Annotated in this window: 13 protein-coding genes; 3 read left to right on the top strand and 10 right to left on the bottom strand. The window is 46.9% G+C overall.

Annotation, left to right across the window (positions count from 1 at the left end; translation table 11 throughout):
* Positions 1–228: 228 nt before the first annotated feature.
* The gene (locus M2108_RS09315; protein ID WP_277468825.1) at positions 229–420 is read right to left on the bottom strand and encodes a hypothetical protein; all 192 of its coding nucleotides are present in this window, start codon (positions 418–420) and stop codon (positions 229–231) included.
* Positions 421–691: 271 nt separating this feature from the next.
* Between M2108_RS09315 and M2108_RS09310 the strand changes: the two genes are divergently transcribed.
* Together M2108_RS09310 and M2108_RS09305 are read left to right on the top strand one after the other, a co-directional pair.
* Positions 692–2,008: a putative DNA modification/repair radical SAM protein gene (locus M2108_RS09310; RefSeq protein WP_277468824.1), complete on the top strand. Its 1,317-nt coding sequence runs from the start codon at positions 692–694 to the stop codon at positions 2,006–2,008.
* 5 nt (positions 2,009–2,013) lie between these two features.
* Positions 2,014–2,832 (top strand): TIGR03915 family putative DNA repair protein, encoded by an 819-nt coding sequence (locus M2108_RS09305; RefSeq protein WP_277468823.1) that lies wholly within the window; start codon positions 2,014–2,016, stop codon positions 2,830–2,832.
* Between the two features lie 61 nt (positions 2,833–2,893).
* Here M2108_RS09305 and M2108_RS09300 read toward each other — a convergent pair whose 3' ends face one another.
* The 8 genes from M2108_RS09300 to M2108_RS09265 all read right to left on the bottom strand — a co-directional run bounded on the left by M2108_RS09300 (position 2,894) and on the right by M2108_RS09265 (position 12,991).
* Entirely contained in the window at positions 2,894–3,736 is an 843-nt protein-coding gene (locus M2108_RS09300; protein ID WP_277468822.1) for an aldo/keto reductase, read from the bottom strand.
* 154 nt (positions 3,737–3,890) lie between these two features.
* The gene (locus M2108_RS09295) at positions 3,891–5,399 is read right to left on the bottom strand and encodes a hypothetical protein (RefSeq protein WP_277468821.1); all 1,509 of its coding nucleotides are present in this window, start codon (positions 5,397–5,399) and stop codon (positions 3,891–3,893) included.
* Entirely contained in the window at positions 5,399–6,910 is a 1,512-nt protein-coding gene (locus M2108_RS09290) for an AAA family ATPase (protein WP_277468820.1), read from the bottom strand. The genes M2108_RS09295 and M2108_RS09290 overlap by 1 nt, the downstream gene beginning before the upstream one ends.
* 4 nt (positions 6,911–6,914) lie before the next feature.
* Positions 6,915–7,823 carry a hypothetical protein gene (locus tag M2108_RS09285; RefSeq protein ID WP_277468819.1) on the bottom strand — a complete coding sequence of 303 codons (909 nt, stop codon included), beginning with the start codon at positions 7,821–7,823 and terminating at the stop codon, positions 6,915–6,917.
* Between the two features lie 296 nt (positions 7,824–8,119).
* Positions 8,120–9,913 carry a UvrD-helicase domain-containing protein gene (locus M2108_RS09280; protein ID WP_280776984.1) on the bottom strand — a complete coding sequence of 598 codons (1,794 nt, stop codon included), beginning with the start codon at positions 9,911–9,913 and terminating at the stop codon, positions 8,120–8,122.
* An 88-nt stretch (positions 9,914–10,001) separates the two neighbouring features.
* A complete protein-coding gene (locus M2108_RS09275; protein WP_277468817.1) occupies positions 10,002–10,631 on the bottom strand; it encodes a hypothetical protein in 630 nt (209 codons plus the stop codon).
* A complete protein-coding gene (locus tag M2108_RS09270) occupies positions 10,628–12,232 on the bottom strand; it encodes a leucine-rich repeat protein (protein ID WP_277468816.1) in 1,605 nt (534 codons plus the stop codon). The genes M2108_RS09275 and M2108_RS09270 overlap by 4 nt, the downstream gene beginning before the upstream one ends.
* Before the next feature lie 15 nt (positions 12,233–12,247).
* On the bottom strand, positions 12,248–12,991 hold the full coding sequence (locus M2108_RS09265) for a hypothetical protein (RefSeq protein WP_277468815.1): 744 nt from the start codon (positions 12,989–12,991) through the stop codon (positions 12,248–12,250).
* 92 nt (positions 12,992–13,083) lie between these two features.
* Between M2108_RS09265 and M2108_RS09260 the strand changes: the two genes are divergently transcribed.
* Positions 13,084–14,343, top strand: coding sequence for an HIRAN domain-containing protein (locus M2108_RS09260; protein ID WP_277468814.1), 1,260 nt, complete (start codon positions 13,084–13,086; stop codon positions 14,341–14,343).
* A gap of 365 nt (positions 14,344–14,708) precedes the next feature.
* Here M2108_RS09260 and M2108_RS09255 read toward each other — a convergent pair whose 3' ends face one another.
* The gene (locus tag M2108_RS09255; RefSeq protein WP_277468813.1) at positions 14,709–16,877 is read right to left on the bottom strand and encodes a pectate lyase family protein; all 2,169 of its coding nucleotides are present in this window, start codon (positions 16,875–16,877) and stop codon (positions 14,709–14,711) included.
* Positions 16,878–16,923 lie beyond the last annotated feature (46 nt).

Raw genomic sequence — 16,923 nt, 5'->3', positions numbered from 1 at the left:
TCTACTCCAGGCATCAGTAATCCGCATGATCCGCTGCACAGCAGAAAGGACGCCCTCAAGCCAGTCTTAAGACGGCTGCTTGGGGCGCCCTTTTTTTATACAAATGCAAAAAAAAGAAACCCCTCTTTGGCAATCCGGAAGCCGGCCAGTCTGCCGTCAGTCTTTTGTAAGGAGAGGTTTACTTGCCGATGATCCTTAATAAATTCATTCATTCGCCTTGCACAGGGTTTATTTTCGCCTGGTCGCTTTCATCATCCGGTTATACATAATCAGTGCAGCAATAACCATCCCGATCATAGCGATACTGCTGGCCGACTCCTCTGACATGCCAAACAGCAGACAGATTGTGGTTACCAGCGATCTCGTCACCAGGACAACCAGAATCAGCATGATCGGCCGCCAAATATTATATTTCCTCATTCCCGCAACACTCCCATTCTAATTTTGGCAAAGCTCTTTCTATCTCTGTTAGTTGCTATTATAGCATAAGCAGGAATGCGGTTACATTTCTTGGCGTCCCTCATCCAATAAAACTTCCATCTCCTCTCCGATCAGGAACAATAAGAATGCCCTGTTACGGTAAAAATAACCCCATAGAACTCCTTCAGCCACCCGGGTAACAGGTACTTGTTTGAATTTTGACAGGAACATTTGTTCGGTATATAATTTTGCTAATGAGGAGTGTGTAACGATGGATATGATGGAGAAGCTAGAAATTTTGACAGAATCGGCCAAGTATGATGTCGCCTGCACCTCAAGCGGTTCACAGCGCTCCGGCCAGGCCGGAAGCCTGGGCAACGCGGTCAGCTTTGGAATCTGCCACAGCTTTGCCGCAGACGGGCGCTGCATTTCGCTGCTCAAGGTGCTGATGACCAACGGCTGTATCTATGATTGTGCCTATTGCATCAACCGCAAGTCCAATCCGGTACGCCGGGCCGCTTTTACCCCGCAGGAGATTGCTGACATTACGATGCAGTTTTACCGCCGTAACTATATAGAGGGGCTGTTCCTCAGCTCCGGCATTATGCGCAGTCCCGATTATACAACCGAGCAGCTGATTGCCGCCCTTGAGCTGCTGCGCAATGAGTATCAGTTCCGCGGCTACATTCATGTAAAAGCCATCCCCGGCGCAGACGACGCCCTGCTGTCCCGGCTGGGTATGCTCGCTGACCGCATGAGCGTCAATATTGAGCTGCCCTCCCAGGAGAGCCTGCGCAAATTGGCTCCGGACAAGAGCAAGCAGTCCATTTTGCAGCCGATGGGCCTTATTACGAACAAGATTACCGAGAACAGCACGGAACTCGTTAAATACAAGCATGCGCCCCACTTCGCGCCCGCGGGCCAGAGCACCCAGATGATCATCGGCGCCACGCCGGATACCGACTATCAGATTCTCAATCTTACAGAGGGATTATATAAGAAATATAAGCTGAAACGGATTTTCTATTCCGCTTATACCCCGGTGGTCGAAGACTCCCTGCTGCCCTCTCTGGACACCAAGCCGCCGCTGCTGCGCGAGCACCGGCTGTATCAGGCCGACTGGCTGCTGCGTTTCTACGGCTTCGAGGCCAAAGAGCTGCTTGATGAGGCCGCACCCAATTTCAACCCGCTGCTTGATCCGAAATGCAGCTGGGCGATCAACCACCGTGAGCAGTTCCCGGTGGAGGTCAACCGCGCGCCGTATGAGATGCTGCTGCGTGTTCCCGGCATCGGAGTAAGAAGCGCCCAGCGGATTATCAAGGCCCGCCGGGCCGGAACGCTCGATTTCCATGCACTGAAGAAGCTTGGCGTTGTGCTCAAGCGCGCCCAGTTCTTCATCACCTGCAAGGGCCGGCCGCTGGAAGGGCTCAAGGTAGGCGAGCACACCCTGCTCCGCTCACTGATGTCCGGGCAGGAGCTGGCCAAGTTTCAGCAGCCGGAGATCGAGCAGCTCTCCTTCTTCGATGACAGCTATTTGGCTGCCCTGCCGGAAGCCGGGCGGGCTGCGTCCTTCAGCTACGGAGGTTAAATTCCATGTTTGCAACCATCTCTTTAGCCTATACCTATGACGGCAGCTTTGAGGGTCTGCTGTGCTGCGTGTTCGAGAGCTACCAGTGGAAGGAAACCCCGCTGGCCATCCACTCGGAGGGCAGCGGGCAAGGGCTGCTGCTGGAGGCGAAATGGATCGAGACTGACAAGATCAAGGCAGACCGCGTGCTGCGCTCCATCCCCCTGAAGATTTCCCGCGAAGCCGAAGAGCTTGTCCGGCTTGGCTTCTGGTCTGCCGTGCCGGACAGGGAAATGCTGCTGCTGAACTTTCTGTATCTGGGCTTTACCCACGGCGGTGCAGTCATGAACATGCTGGCTGACGATACGGTCTGCGCCCTGAATAAGGCCGTCCGTCTGCTTCGGCGGGAGGGCCATCACTATTTGGGCTTCGTCCGGTTCACCGTATACGGCCCTGTCATGGCAGCGGTTATTGAACCGCAGGGCTACGTTCTGCCTGTTATTGAGGACCATTTCTGCGACCGGTTCCAGAGTGAGAGCTTCATGATCTACGACCGCACCCACAAGGTGGCACTGATTCACCAGCCGGGCAAGCACGCCATTGTTCCACTCGATGAATGGATTCCGCCGCAGCCGGATGAGACGGAGGCTGCCTACCGCAGCCTGTGGCAGAGCTTCTATCATGCCATCGGTATCAAAGAGCGCAAGAACGACCGGCAGCGTGCCTCCATGATGCCAAAGCGCTACTGGAAGCATCTCCCGGAGATGACCGGAATTCCGGCAGCCCGCCCTGTGCGTCCCGCCAGGAAGCAGCATACTCCGCGGCAGCCGAGTGAGCTGCAATGAAAGATGCCTTCCCGTTAATCAGGGAAGGCACTCTTTTTAAACTAAAGCTACAATGCAGCATTTACATTTCTTCATACTCCGCCGGATTCTGCTCCCAGAGCCGTCCGTCCGGTTGGCTCATGCCTGAAATGACCTTCATCTCATCATCCGACAGCTCAAAATCAAAGATTTCAAGATTCTCCTTCTGATGCTCCGCCGAGCCGGTCCGCGGAATCGGAACCGCACCAAGCTGGATATGCCAGCGCAGAATCGCTTGGGTCGGCGTTTTGCCGTAGGCAGCAGCGATGGCTGCAATCTGCTCATTCTTCAGCATGCTGTGGCCGCGTCCGAGCGGGCTCCAGGACTCCGTTACGATGCCGTGCTCGGCATCTTTTGCACGCTGCTGCTCCTGATTGAATAGCGGATGCATCTCCACCTGATTGATGCTCGGAGCTACACCGGTCTCTTTAATAATACGTTCATTATGCTCCGGCAGGAAATTGCAGACCCCGATGGAACGGACATAGCCGCGCTTCTTCGCCTCAATCATCGCCTGCCAGGCTTCCACATATTTATCTGTCTTCGGATTAGGCCAGTGGATCAGATACAGATCGTAATAATCCAGGCCCGCTCTATATAAGGACTCCTCAATTGTCTCCAATGCCTCTTTATAGGCATGGTGACGCCCCGGAAGCTTCGAAGTAATCCGCAGCTCTTCTCTCGGCAATCCGCTCTTGCGGACAGCCTGTCCGACCGCCCCTTCATTCTCATAATTAAACGCCGAGTCAATCAGCCGATATCCGGCTTCAATAGCTCCCGTAATTGCTTTCGCTCCATCTGCGCCTTTCAGAAAGGCCGTACCAAAGCCTATAGCGGGTATTTTCAGACCGTCATTCAAAACCTTTTCCGAAATATGCTGGTTCACTTTGTATTACCTCCTTGGCTGGACTGGTTTAACTATACCACTCAACCTCTTCCTAAACCAAAATCCGGGAGGTGAAACCTGAGACAGTCTCGACCGGGCCGGAGAGGGTGACCATTTACAGTCAACTGGTCGTCCTAAGTTTTATAGATAATATCTACGCCCATAACCAGCGTCCTATACTTTTTGCATTCTGCCAAACAGTCGAGGCGGTGTTTCTGACATTACTCCATGACCGTTCAAACGTCTCAGCAGCCGTTGTTCTCAACTTCTGATGAGCCCTGGTCAGCTGTTCTGCTACCTTTGAGCCAGTTGCGTAACCAACAATACCACCTATAAAACCACCTACAAGGGTGCCTGGAGGACCAAAAACTGAGCCAATTGCTGCTCCGGTCACCATTCCTTCCGTAGATGCAAGAATTCCGGCTATCGTAGATACTGTTGTCACTTCCATCTCGTTCAAGCCTTCTAGTAATGTTAATTCACCATCTGATACTTTTTTTATAACCTTGATATTCTCCACGCCGACTGTAACTATACTCGTCAGTGTGCTCACCGGTGTACCTTTAGGTATCATCTTTACAGCACCTTTTTCAACTGCCACTTTAAGCGCACCTGCCAATGCCACCTTTACGCCGGTATCTGCCCCGGTTTTCAGTGCATTCTCTAATATCTCCTGATGTTTAATCTCCTCGCCCCGGTACAACTTAACTGCTAAATCAATTCCCGTCCCGATCGCAGCACTCTGCAGAGCAGCCACACCTGCTTCTTTTCCGATTCCTGCAGCCAATTGCTTAAGCTGAAATTCATTCCAGCTATGATTTATACTCTGACCACTTTGTGCATCCCGCTGGAGGGACTTGGCCTGCTGCTTAGACAGGGTATTACTTACAGTTCCATCCGGGGCTTCTAACTGCGCGCACGATTTTTTGACAGCCTCTGATTGTCCTTCCGGAGCCAGCCTTCGTTGACCCCGGTAATTCCCGTTCTCAAATGAAGAACTCGTAGATTTAGCATCTGAGCAGTATTTTGATTGATATCTTCTTACAGTTTTACCCTGACCGTCTTTAATTACAATATCCACCGAGTTTTTCTTATAAGTCTGTCCAGGCTTTGGCTGCAGGACTTCTGCCCGATAAGGGCTTCCTGAACTAGCCGCATTCATGTTAAACGTATTAGCATGATACTGTTCAGCAATAAATCCGTCCAGATTGGGATTTAAATTAACTTTTCCGCTTTGGGTGAATATTGTTCGTGCCATTTCATCGTTTGCACCTTTTATTACCTGATCAAGATTTACCAAATATTCTGCAGCTTGTTTATCTGATAAGTGTGCAACCGCCTTTTTAGCCTCTCCGGCCAGCCAGCCTTCTTTACTTCTTCCTTGATTAATCACTGATTTTAAGTGTTTTTGCTTTTCATCATTTGTTTGCACCGTTTGAGTTATTTCAAGGCAGATCTCATCGATTTCATGTTTTTCCATTTCAGGAAGAACATCATTGAGCTCTTGAGCCAGCCAAGTTTCTGCACTCATTCTATCTTTATTTTCCAGATAGCTTTTTAAAAATCTTAATTCCAGCTCCTTAAGAGCTTCAAAATCATTGTCATATCCATAATACGGGTGTAGCTCATCATCAATTAATAAAATATCTACTTCATTATCCATTACCGGATCTCCGATCTGCTCGCCAGTTTAATATCCATATCAACGACTGTTTTTCTGATTTGGGCAATTTTTTCTTTAAGCGTTACGGAAATGCTCTTAGTGTCCTTTATCGTCGTTATGAGATGATCCGTTGTGATCTGGCTATAGCCATTTATAAAGGCCTGTTCTATCGTCTCTTTAATAATAGATTCAATGTCTGCTCCGTTATAGCCCTCAGTCTCCTTGATAAGGAGGATAGAATCTATTGACTTATTCCACTTTTTCCTCCGTTTTAGATGAATCTCAATAATATTTCTCCGTTCTTCCTCCTTAGGAAGGTCCACAAAAAACAGCTCATCAAACCGCCCTTTGCGGAGGAATTCTGCTGGCAAATTAGATATATCGTTCGCCGTAGCTACGATAAAAACTGTATTTTCTTTTTCTTGCATCCAGGTTAAGAATTGGCCAAATAATCTCGTGGTCACTTCATTTCCGGAATTACTGCCAACTCCAGCAAAGGCTTTCTCAATCTCATCCACCCATAACACACACGGGCTTATCGCCTCTGCCAGCTTCATCGCCCTACGCATATTCTCCTCGGATTCTCCTACATATTTGCCGAGTAACCGTCCGACATCCAGTCTGACTAATGGAATCTCGAACAACTGAGCTGTCGCTTTGGCTGTCAGACTTTTGCCGCAGCCAGGCATCCCTACAATCATTATTCCTTTTGGGATATCGACGCCGAATTTGATGGCTTTATCCAAATTTTTAAACACCTTGGATTTTTTAAGCAGCCATTCCTTTAAAATTTCCAGACCACCAATATCGTCTATGGATTCTTTTAGGGGCACCATCTCCAGCATGCCTGTCTTTTTGATGAACTGCTCCTTTTCCATTAATATTAGTTCCTTGTCTCCCTTATCAATTATACCGCCGTCCTGATAGGCCAGATTTAAAATCTGGGTGATTTGAAATTCGTTCAGTCCTTTAAATGATATTGAGATTTCACCCAACGTATCCGGATCTACTTCTATCTGATATCCTTCGGCAAAGTTACAAATGATATGTGCTACTTCCGTTTCATCAGGGAGCGGAACCTCAAAGATAGTTATGTAATCCCCGATCTCACCCGGAATAACCAGTTTAGACGCCACAATAAAGACCGTCGCGTAAAAATCCTCCTGGTACATATTTCTTTCCGCTATCATTTTTAATAAGGAAATAATTGCGGGATCCTCCAGGAACGGATGGACATCTTTCAGTACAACAAAAAGCGGATAATCGTATCCTTCATCCAATACGCTTTCTAAAAACCCCTTGAGATCCCACTGTTCTGCAGATGAAACTAAACGGGTTTTATTGTGAAAATCAACTGCCCCCAGGGCAGGATTAAATTCCAATATTTTTGCACTATAAGATATTTTTTTCAACATTAAATCAATTGTCTTGAAGTCAAAATGATGAATGTAAATTATAGGTCTCAGCGCTTCAACATAAGAGATTAGCAGTGATTCAGCATTCTTTAGCACCCTTTTAAACCTCCATATAGAGCAGTTCATTATTACTATAGTTGCTCTTATAATCAATTCCATCCAGCAGCAGGAATTGTTCATTTACTTCTTTATTAGACAGCTCTTCGCCAACAACTGCAGCATTTCGGATAAAACTCTTGTTTACATTGGTTGCCTCTAAATGAATGATCAAATATCTTTTTTCCTTACTCTCGATATCTTTCCAATAACCGTCCGTCACACCTTTAAAGCTCTTTAACTCTTCCCCCAGGGTCTGTTTTAAAGTATCTTTATTAAAGACAAGAGCAGTTATGCGGTTATAAATACTTTTAGTATAGAGAAATTCAGGTGTATTACCGATATCAATTTTGTGTATCAAATAGGGTCTTAATTCCTCGCGCATTAGCATTGCAAAGATTGCCAGCGGCGCTTCATAGACAGTTGTGAAAAAAATAGGGAAGTTAAGCTTAAACAGTTCCATATAATTCGTGCAAAGTTCATTTATATGAGCTTTTAACCGTGGCATATGCTCCTTGTCGTTAAGAATGCTTTGAATCAAATTCTGATAACCATTATGATAATCGTCAATAACCGAGTCAGCAGTGAATTGCAGCTTATCCAGCTCCTCGAGTTGGATCAACCGTTCTTTTTTGTACTTTAAAATATATATTTCTTCCTCTATCTCCTGCTCGTTTAGCCCCATATCAAAAATCCTAATTAATTGGTTGATAAGATCCTCATCTCTATCTCCCGAGACCAGTGCCAATTCATCATGTTCTTTTTTGTAGCCCCTTACGGACAACCACTTATGTAACAATCCGTTCCGGTACAGGTTTAATACTTCCTCAAAGAAAAAATGCTGCCGCAGCTCCTCAATTGTCCGAACCGGCATGTTATTGATAATCAAATTAAACTTTATCATCTTAGTCACCCTTATTTCCTCCTATGTAAGTTTCTTTAATTATAGACATTAAAAATTTTCCATTCTACTTTTTCTATATCGATGAAGGATACTCTTGCTGTCAGCGTAAATCCCGGCTTAAACAATTCTAGCATCCTAGATTGACAAGGATCCGTCACCGAACATATATTCTTATAAAAAAACCAGGATCCCTATAGGATTCCGGCTTTTAAATTAGGTGCTCCTCTTTTCTTTGTTCTCTTTTTTGTGCAAACGTTCTGTATACCGGTTAATCCTGATATCAATGCCCCTGAGCGCATTAAGAGTTACTCTCCGTCTTTATCTTTGAAGATCATATCCAGAATGTCCTCTGCCTTGGATTTCTCATATTTCAGCTTGTTCTCTTCAATAAACTGAAACCCGTATTCACCTTTAATGGCCTGAGTTTTATCATGGCCTAAAGAATCTGCCCAGTTTAAATGTTCCTCCAGCTTTCTTTGTTCCGTTAAGGTGGCAGAATGAATTTTTATGCTCTTATCATGCACTTTAATGGAAATATCCTGATGCCCCTTGTCATTACAGGTTTCCAGGGATAGCGGTTTGTCTTCCTTAAACAGGGTAACAACGAAAATAATCTCATTCCGGTTAAAAATGCTTTGTGAGATTCGTTCATATAAACAAGCAGCCTTCTCAGTGTTCGTCCAATCCGGTTCCAGAAAACCTCTCATACGTCTATAATCAATGCCATAACGCGGGGTGGTTTGTAATAGGATCTGAAACGCCCCGACGATGCTGGTTGAATATTTTTTTTCAATACAATCCAGCATAATCCGTAAGATTTGTGGTGAGCATTTGTCCGTTGATAACTGAATGAAGCATTTGAATTTTTCATTGTATTCATATAATAATTTATGATGCGCCAACTTCAGGCAGCTGTCCCTCTTTTCAAATTGTTCCGCTCTTTCATAGGCATCTGCCGCCTTCTCATATTTGCGGAGTTTAAATAAGCGGTTAGCTTCATCCAGCCATCTTTTTTGATCATTTTCCTGCATGCCTGATTGGATGGCCGGCGCGATTGTTTCACAAGGCGCAAAGAAGGCCTCCAGCTTGTCCTCTATTATCGTTCTCTCTGATTCGATGAAATATAGTGTTTCTTTGCTGCGGGTGACCGCCAAATAGATGAGATTAAAATAGGTGCTATATACATAGTGCGCTCTCTGCCCCGATTGAAACAATTGCCGCCATAAGACATTGAAGTTTGACAACAGGTTGAAGCCATATACGGTTTTGTATTCCAGTCCGCGCGTTTCTTCAATCGTAAAAATCCGTTTGAGCCCGTTATCCTCAAGCTTCTGCTTCTGCACACTGTCCCCGACCACCACAATAGAATCAGCATCTTGTTCGATCTGCGAGAATAGTGCTAACGAATCAATTTCCCCATGATACACATTAGGCTTGCTTCCCTTTCTTACGGATTCATCGGGTATGCGAAATTCCTCTTTTTCATGCGATAAGAGATTGAATTTGATGTTCTTAAGTTCGTTAGTCCAATGAACGGTTTGGTCCCCTGAACGGTAATTTTTATAAATGTAATTTTCTTTAAGTATATAATTTTCAGCGTATAATTTATTTTTTAGAAACGGCAAGTTAAACATATACTGGTCTGTAACCTGATGAATATCGCCCAGCATAAGTAAATTTTGCTTGTTGCTCGTTATTCTCATTAAATACTCCAACTGTCTTGCTGTCAGCTCCTGTATCTCGTCAAAAACAATATTTGAATAGACATGAACGCTTTCCTTTTGCAACGCCAAATATACCAGATCATTATAATCATAATATTCATGGAGCTTCAGCCATATTTCATAACGGGACGCAATATGGTAAATCTCTTTTTTGCTGGCTTCATTAAAATAGCTTTCCTTCGCTGTCAGATATGATGCTTTGGATAATATGCGGCCGTCTTGTGTAATGGTACCTTTGAGTATGGAGTTGATCTCCAGCCAGACATCCCGGATTGTAAACTCTGCCTGATCAGGGATAAACTGCTCATGGTACATCCATCTTTCAAAATCCTCAAATTCAATAATTATCGCTTCTTTTATCCCGACCTCACTCAACAATAAATCCTTAAATGTACGAAACACGATATCGGGAGTGTGCTGTTGAGTAAATAATGCCTTTGTCTTTTCAGTGATCATAGAAGATTTAGTGAGATAAATGGTATTGTTGTACAAGGCACTGTTCAAGCAATTTGCGAAGGGCAATATTGGTTTTCCCGCTTCCTGCACAACCAAAAATGATCACAGGCTGCGATACTTCTGTTAAGCATTCAAACTGCTGTAGGCTTAAAATATTGGTCTGCTGCTCATCATATTCGACGGCAAGATTGATATACTCATCTTCAAATATAATTTCCTGTCTGATCGACTCCAAGTGACTATAAACTTCTGCTACTACATAATCATCGATTTCCTTATCCACAGGTTCATTTTCATAAGCGTCCTCGTTAATCGTATAATCGAGCACTTCTGAATACGCAGTTATGGATTTAGCGGCACGAATTTGCCGGTCATGGGTCTGGAAACTAAGGAGGACCAAAGTCTCTTCTCCATTCATTTGTTCGTATTTGAACAGTATCCGGTCACCACTGTTCACGCGGAATTTATAAATGTCAGTGCCCCGCACATTCCGCACCCAAAACCCTTTTGGAATCTCCGAAAGGGTCTTCTTGTCCGGCAGCATTTTGGAAAAATAATCGATTTTACTTTTTACGATTTCCTGCTTTTCCATAGGCACATCTTTCATAAAATTTTTCCTGATTTTTACCGGTATCATTGGGCTTTATCCTCTAAATAATCTTCCGCAGCCTGTATACACAGGAGATTGTATTCTTTCTCTAGCGACAGGGCGACGCTGAACGTTTCCTTTCTGTCCAGAATCTTCTGCTTCAGCAGATGCGGAGAAATACCTTCCATATAAGACTGAATAACTTCTGCATACCCGTTTTCTTTATTTTTTTTATCAAGCAGGGAGTGGCCGAGGTGGCGAAGGGTTTCAGCGTAATTGTAACCCAGCTCCAACGCAGTTTTATAAGAGCGAACACTCGCTTCGTACTCTTCATTAAGATATAAAATTTTGCCCAGATTATAATACGCTGTTGATTCGCCTGGCTTCAATTGGATGGCCTCAATATATTTCTCCTTCGCCTCTTTGTAATTTCCGGCTCTTTTACTTTCCACACCTGCTGAGAGCAATCCGACATAGCGGTCCGTAAGTGCCGAAATTTCTTTATCTTCCTCCAGTGCTTCCTCTATTTCGAACTCTTCCAGATCTGACAATTCATTGTTTGTTTTAGAGAGAGGATTGATTTCCAGCATGAACAGGTTATTAATCTCTGCCAGTAATTGATCTGTAAAGCTTTGCGTATCAAGCATGTGTGTCAGATCAATCCTTCTTTGCCCGGATAGCTGTTCAATCAAGATAATCGAAGCCAGAAAGCCGAACCGCGGTTTGGGATTTTGCTCCGTAATTTTAAATGAGGCTAACATTTCGCTTTCCAGGTCATATAATTCAACCCTTACATCCTGCTTAAAAGGGCTGATGTATTTGTTTATATTGGTACAGCCGATGAACGCTCCATCATGTACTTTTTTGATGTTATGCTGAACCAGTACTTCCCGCAGCCGGATACAATCCTGAAAAGCTCCCATAGCGATGACCTGCAGACTATTCGGGAAATACACAGCTTCCAAGTTTCTGCAATTGGCAAATGACATATTTCCGATCACTTCCAAGCCCTCTTGAAAGTATACCCTCTCCAATTCCGTACAATTGTAGAACAGACTATTCCCCAGAAACTGCATTCCAGCCGGCAGCACAATTTGTTTTAGTCCGGTTTCAGAAAAGGCATACGCTCCAATGTAATCTATCCGGCTTGGTAAACGTGCAGCTTTCAGGCCGGTACACCCATCAAATGCGTAACCATCCAGTATCTCTAGTTCATCATAAAGATAAATGGCACTCAGGTTTTTACAATCCTGAAAGGCAAAACGTCCAATCTTTTTCAGGCCGGGTGGAAAGGCTATGGTTCTCAAATGAAGGCAGCTTTCAAACGCCTCATTCCCGATTCCTTCTAGGGCCGGCGGCAAATAAACCTCCCGAACCGGCAGTCCGGCAAAACCCCTTTCTGCAATTGCGGTTACGGCCTGACCGTCCAGCACCTCTGGAACATATACAACTTCCCTTTTGCCTATATAGCTGAGGCCCTCAACCGTCATTTGGAATTCATCCTGCGGCGTTTGATTCTGCGGGTCATATGTATATTTAGGCCAATTCATCTTTACTTTGATTGGATTATTATTCCCGTTTTGCCCGCAGCACTTTTTGTACTTCTTCCCGGATTGGCAGAGGCATGGCTCATTCCGGCCGATTGACATGATTATTCACTCCTTCTAAGCTGTCCGCAACGATTGAACAAGGCACATATGAATATATTGGGCTACCTGCTCATGTTTCGTGCCTTGTATCTCACTGTTTGCGTTCCCGGTAAAGCCTTCCCTGTGGTCAAGCACTCCCACGTACAGGGGATTCATCGGCAGCTCAACAGGAGTGCCCAGCTGCATCACACATTCAGAGAGTTCAAAAAGCGCCAGACTCATTCCATTGTCCATCGGGGTGGTCATGATTAGAGTATCAAACTCTTCGAGCGTGCCGTAACCAGGCTCCCGGTCCACATAAGTTTGTTGCAGGCATGTCTTCAGAACCGGTAAAATACGCTGCTGTTCATCCTCACTCAGCTCTCCCGGCTGAGCGGCAGCTTCCGTCTTAAAGGCCAGGAATAAACCAGAGACGAGAATCAGCGCCTCACGGGATTGCCCATCCATCCGGTCCAGCGACTGCTGGTCCAGTTCATATTCATGATCCTGAACATTATAGTAGTCACGTGTCCCGACGAATAACGGCTTCTCCGGAAAATCAACCAGGCCGCTTGCATCGATCCTGCAGTCAGATAAAGCATAAATAGCACCGACGAAGGATTCTTCTTGCAGTACTACCCGAATGAGCAGGTCATACTCTTCAATCAATTGAATTGTCTGCCCGGCTTCCAGCACATGATTCATCGTCCCTGTTACAAAATCAATAAGCTCATTCTTCTGATATTCGGTTAACGGGCGATCTCGGTTAGTACGAAACATATGGTTCCTCCCATAATAGAAGTTGGCCTACCAGTGATTCCAAATTAAGTATACTATATTAAATAGCAGTTTTTATAGTGGAGGTGAGGACAGTGGACTCTTTGATACGCTTAACGGGAGTTACTTTCGGAGACAGACAACGTACGATCGCAGGCTTGTCAGCCCAAGACAATATTTATCTAAAAAGAGAGCAGTCCAATCTGCATGACCGGAACGCAATCGATGTAGTAAACCTCACTGGTGCGAGCATCGGATGGATCCCGCGGGAGATTGCAGCACAGTTGGCCCCGCAGCTGGACAGGGGAGATTCGTACGAAGTGCACATTCACCGGATTATCGGCGGTTATAACGGACTTGCTTACGGCGTAGAGGTTCTCCTGAAGAAGTCCACGCTTAGCGGGCAGCAGTTATATCCGCTCATGAATCAGTCGGAAGAAGAACAGGAAGCAGCACTTGTGCGCTTTAATCAGTCGATGACTGACTCCCTGGAAAAAGCAATTCTTGCCGGGAACCCCGATGAGCTCAGCATCCTGATGCAAAACCATTGGCTATCACTGGAGTCAATTAAATCCTTCACAGAATTTTGTTTCCGCACCGGGAGGTTCGAGGACTGTTACCAGGCTTTGCTCACACTCGAGCAGTTGTCAGCGCTGCAAAGGAACCACAAGCTGGTGAGATTCTGCCAGGAGCAGCAGCGTGTCTTTCACTCCTTTGGCTATAGCGAACCGCTGCCAGTGCATTCTGACGGTTTCGTTCCACAGAGTATCGAACGTGATGACGAGACATACCCTGAGCTCGACCGGGTGAATGCCATGATTGCGGGCGGGCGGGCAGTAGATCTATTAGCTGAGCTTGAGCGGCAGGCAGGTGATCCCGGCTGTGAAGGGCGTGCAGCGGCTTTCTTCGCTGTGGGAGAATTATATTTTCAGCAAAATAATCTCATGGACGCTTACTCCTACTATATGCAGGCCGTTCATGAGAATCCGGACAAAGCATTGTACTGGGGCTTCGCGGCGCAATCGCTGCACAGAATGGAAGCACCCCCGCTCATGTCAAGCCGGCTTATTATGAACGCGATACAACTTGATCCCCGGAACGCGCGCTGGCATTTTCTGCAATCGTTATTTCTCCTGAATATAAGCAGTACTGAGGACATAGAGGAGCTGATGGAGCAGGCTTATTATGAAGCAGAACTGGCGCTGTCACTCTGCAGGCAGGATCAACTCAATTTGAAGACAGCCATCTTAAAATTATTGGGCATGGAGCCACCGGAAGCGGAAAGCGGGATGGCAGCAGATAACGGAGAGGACGAAGCATTGATGACTACAGATGATGGCCGAAGAGTGCTGTAGGAACAGGTACTCACCGCAATAGCAAGCGCACAGAAGGCCGTGTTACAGAAGAAGGACCTTACCTTTAGTGAAAGGGTCAATCTGGCACTTGAAGTATCATACGCCCACCGATCCAGCCCAAGGAGCTGATGTTGTCTACCGCGTGGTTACGGAGTTTTTTGGCCAGCGCAGGAAATATGGCGATTACGTCTCACACCATCAGCCTGATTCTTATTTTGTTGTCCATGAAGAGGTAAAGGGGTCCAATTACAGGCAAGCATGTAAAAAAGAAACCCAGATTCGTGGAAATGAACTGGGTTTCCGGTCAAGCTGGCGGCCTATTAACCGCTCATCTAACACTCTGGGCAATAACTAAGTACACTGCTCTATTCCAGCTTCATATAATACAAATTCGCCGTACTATCCTTCGTAATCGTATGTGACCCCGCTGCAAGCGGAATTGTTGCAATCCGGTTCGTGATCGGATAGCTTGTTCCGTCCACCTTAATCTGCGTTCCTTCGGCGTTGAAGACCAGGGTTAACGTCGAGGCTTTGGCCGCTGTGAACTGGATGCTGGTCGAGCTCTCGATTTTCAGGCATTGGGTCAGGGTCAGGCCGTTGTAAACAACCGTCCCTTTGCTGGTAGAGAGATTGCCCTGGATGTTAAAGAAGCTGCTCGTTTTGCCCGATGCCGTAAAGTCGTGGACATACGCCCCCGCAGCCGGGGTGGCTGTCGGTACCGGTGTCGCTGTTGGCACAGGCGTTGCGCTTGGTACAGGCGTTGCCGTTGGTGCCGGTGTAGCTGTTGGCACAGGAGTCGCTGTTGGTGCCGGTGTAGCCGGTGCTGTCGGCGTCGGTGTTGGAGTGGCACCGGAATTGCCACCTACAGAGACAAGCTGGGTAGTATAACCCCGGATAGCCGACATCAGCGCGGTATTGAGCGCATATGACGCGTCATCCACGTCATTGTTAAAGGTCCAGCTAAAGTCGCCGCCGCCCAGGCGCCCGGCTTTTGCTTTTACATTCTGCTCAACCGAGCTGACGGCATCAACCGCAGAGACGCTTACTCCCGTGTTCACAGTCGTATCAAAGTTATTGTAGACCGTTCCGCCTGTTAAGGCCTTAAAAGTGCCCGGTACCGTCTCACTTCTTGAAGATGCCAGGTAGGCGTCAAAAGAGGTCGCATTAGCCGCAGCTGTCCCCGTACCGGAGTTGGCATAGATCAGGCTGGCTGCACCCGTCACCTGATTGTTGTACGCCTTGATCATCCCGCCGTTTTCGCCGGAGAAGGTGCCTTCCCCGAGTGCATCTGTGCCCTGCAGAGAGATCATCATCGGATACTTAGCATTGCGGAAGACATTGGATTCTACGAAAGCGGAGCCTCCGCTCGTCATACCCACACCGTATTTGGAGATTCCGTCAAAATAGTTGTTATAAATATGAACCGACGCTACGCGGATCCGCGGATGGCGGGAATCCGAGTGGTCGAACCAGTTATGATGAAAGGTAGCATAGAATTCCGACGGTTCGGTCAGGCCGACCAGTGAGGATTTTCCCGAATCCCAGTAATGATTGTAGGAAATGGTGATATAGGATGAACCGTTCTTGAGGTCCGTGGAGCCGTCACCCTTGGCCTGATCCGCATCTCCGCCTGCCGCGCCGTAGAAAAGATCATTATTGTGCACCCACACATTCGCATTGCCGCTATCCATGGAGACGCCATCGTCAGGGAACAGCATCAGCCCCAGGTTTCTGACTTCCACGTTGCCCACATACCGGAGCAGCAGTCCCCAGCCGTACGCATAAGCATCCTGGCCGATCCCTTCAATCGTGATATTCATTTCCGAGTAATTGTTTTTGCCTTTGACCTGCAAATAGCCGCTGCTGTTCAGCTGCCCGCTCAGGTCAGCTGCTGTAACCTTTCCGATAATCCGGATGGCCAGTGGAGTCGTATCATAACCCTTTTGCCTCAGATTCAAAATCTCACCGAGCCCAACGCCGGTCAGTACTGTACCTGAGCTGCTGGTTTTGACAGGCAGGGTTACCGTTTGAGCCGTTTGTGAGGTAACATAAAGGACCTCTGCGCCAGTTCTCAGCGTCCCGTTCGCGTTATAAGCGCCGGAACCTGTACCAAAGGGAGAGCTTGGTGAAAAAGCAAATCCCGCCCGGTCATGCGCCGCCACATTCAGCGTACCTGTTACACTGCTGGCGGTTCCTCCTCCTGACAGAACAGCCTCTACCTTCATTACATAGCTCCCGGCGGCCAGCCCGACTGCATCCGCTCTCCAGTAAGAGGCGTATTTGCGGATTAACTGATTATCCAGCTGCTGATACTGCGAGTCCGCTGCACTTGCCTGCTTCACATATACGTTATAACCCGTTGCACTGCTTACCGGCGACCACTCCGCATAAGCCGTTTCATTCCAGCCCCCGCTTACCGTAATGGACACACCTGCTGCATGTGCCGTAGGGTTTGCCCAGTTGCCCGCTACCAAAGATAATGCCATTGTAAATAAAAGCAAAACCCCCGTTACCCTTGCCGTTCTCTTCTTCACTTCATTCCCTCCCATAAATTAGGTCCTGAAACAACCTCAGCATATC

The sequence above is a fragment of the Paenibacillus sp. PastM-3 genome (assembly GCF_029893965.1).
Lineage (GTDB): Bacteria > Bacillota > Bacilli > Paenibacillales > Paenibacillaceae > Paenibacillus_AQ.
Note: the sequence above shows the minus strand (reverse complement) of the source record. Positions and strands in the feature narration are given on the sequence as shown.

What these genes read in the sequence shown, in the direction of transcription:
- M2108_RS09310 (WP_277468824.1), top strand. Translation starts at nt 692, where the DNA reads ATGGATATGATGGAGAAGCTAGAAATTTTGACAGAATCGGCCAAGTAT.
- M2108_RS09265 (WP_277468815.1), bottom strand. Translation starts at nt 12,991, where the DNA reads ATGTTTCGTACTAACCGAGATCGCCCGTTAACCGAATATCAGAAGAAT.
- M2108_RS09305 (WP_277468823.1), top strand. Translation starts at nt 2,014, where the DNA reads ATGTTTGCAACCATCTCTTTAGCCTATACCTATGACGGCAGCTTTGAG.
- M2108_RS09270 (WP_277468816.1), bottom strand. Translation starts at nt 12,232, where the DNA reads ATGTCAATCGGCCGGAATGAGCCATGCCTCTGCCAATCCGGGAAGAAG.
- M2108_RS09315 (WP_277468825.1), bottom strand. Translation starts at nt 420, where the DNA reads ATGAGGAAATATAATATTTGGCGGCCGATCATGCTGATTCTGGTTGTC.
- M2108_RS09295 (WP_277468821.1), bottom strand. Translation starts at nt 5,399, where the DNA reads ATGGATAATGAAGTAGATATTTTATTAATTGATGATGAGCTACACCCG.
- M2108_RS09275 (WP_277468817.1), bottom strand. Translation starts at nt 10,631, where the DNA reads ATGATACCGGTAAAAATCAGGAAAAATTTTATGAAAGATGTGCCTATG.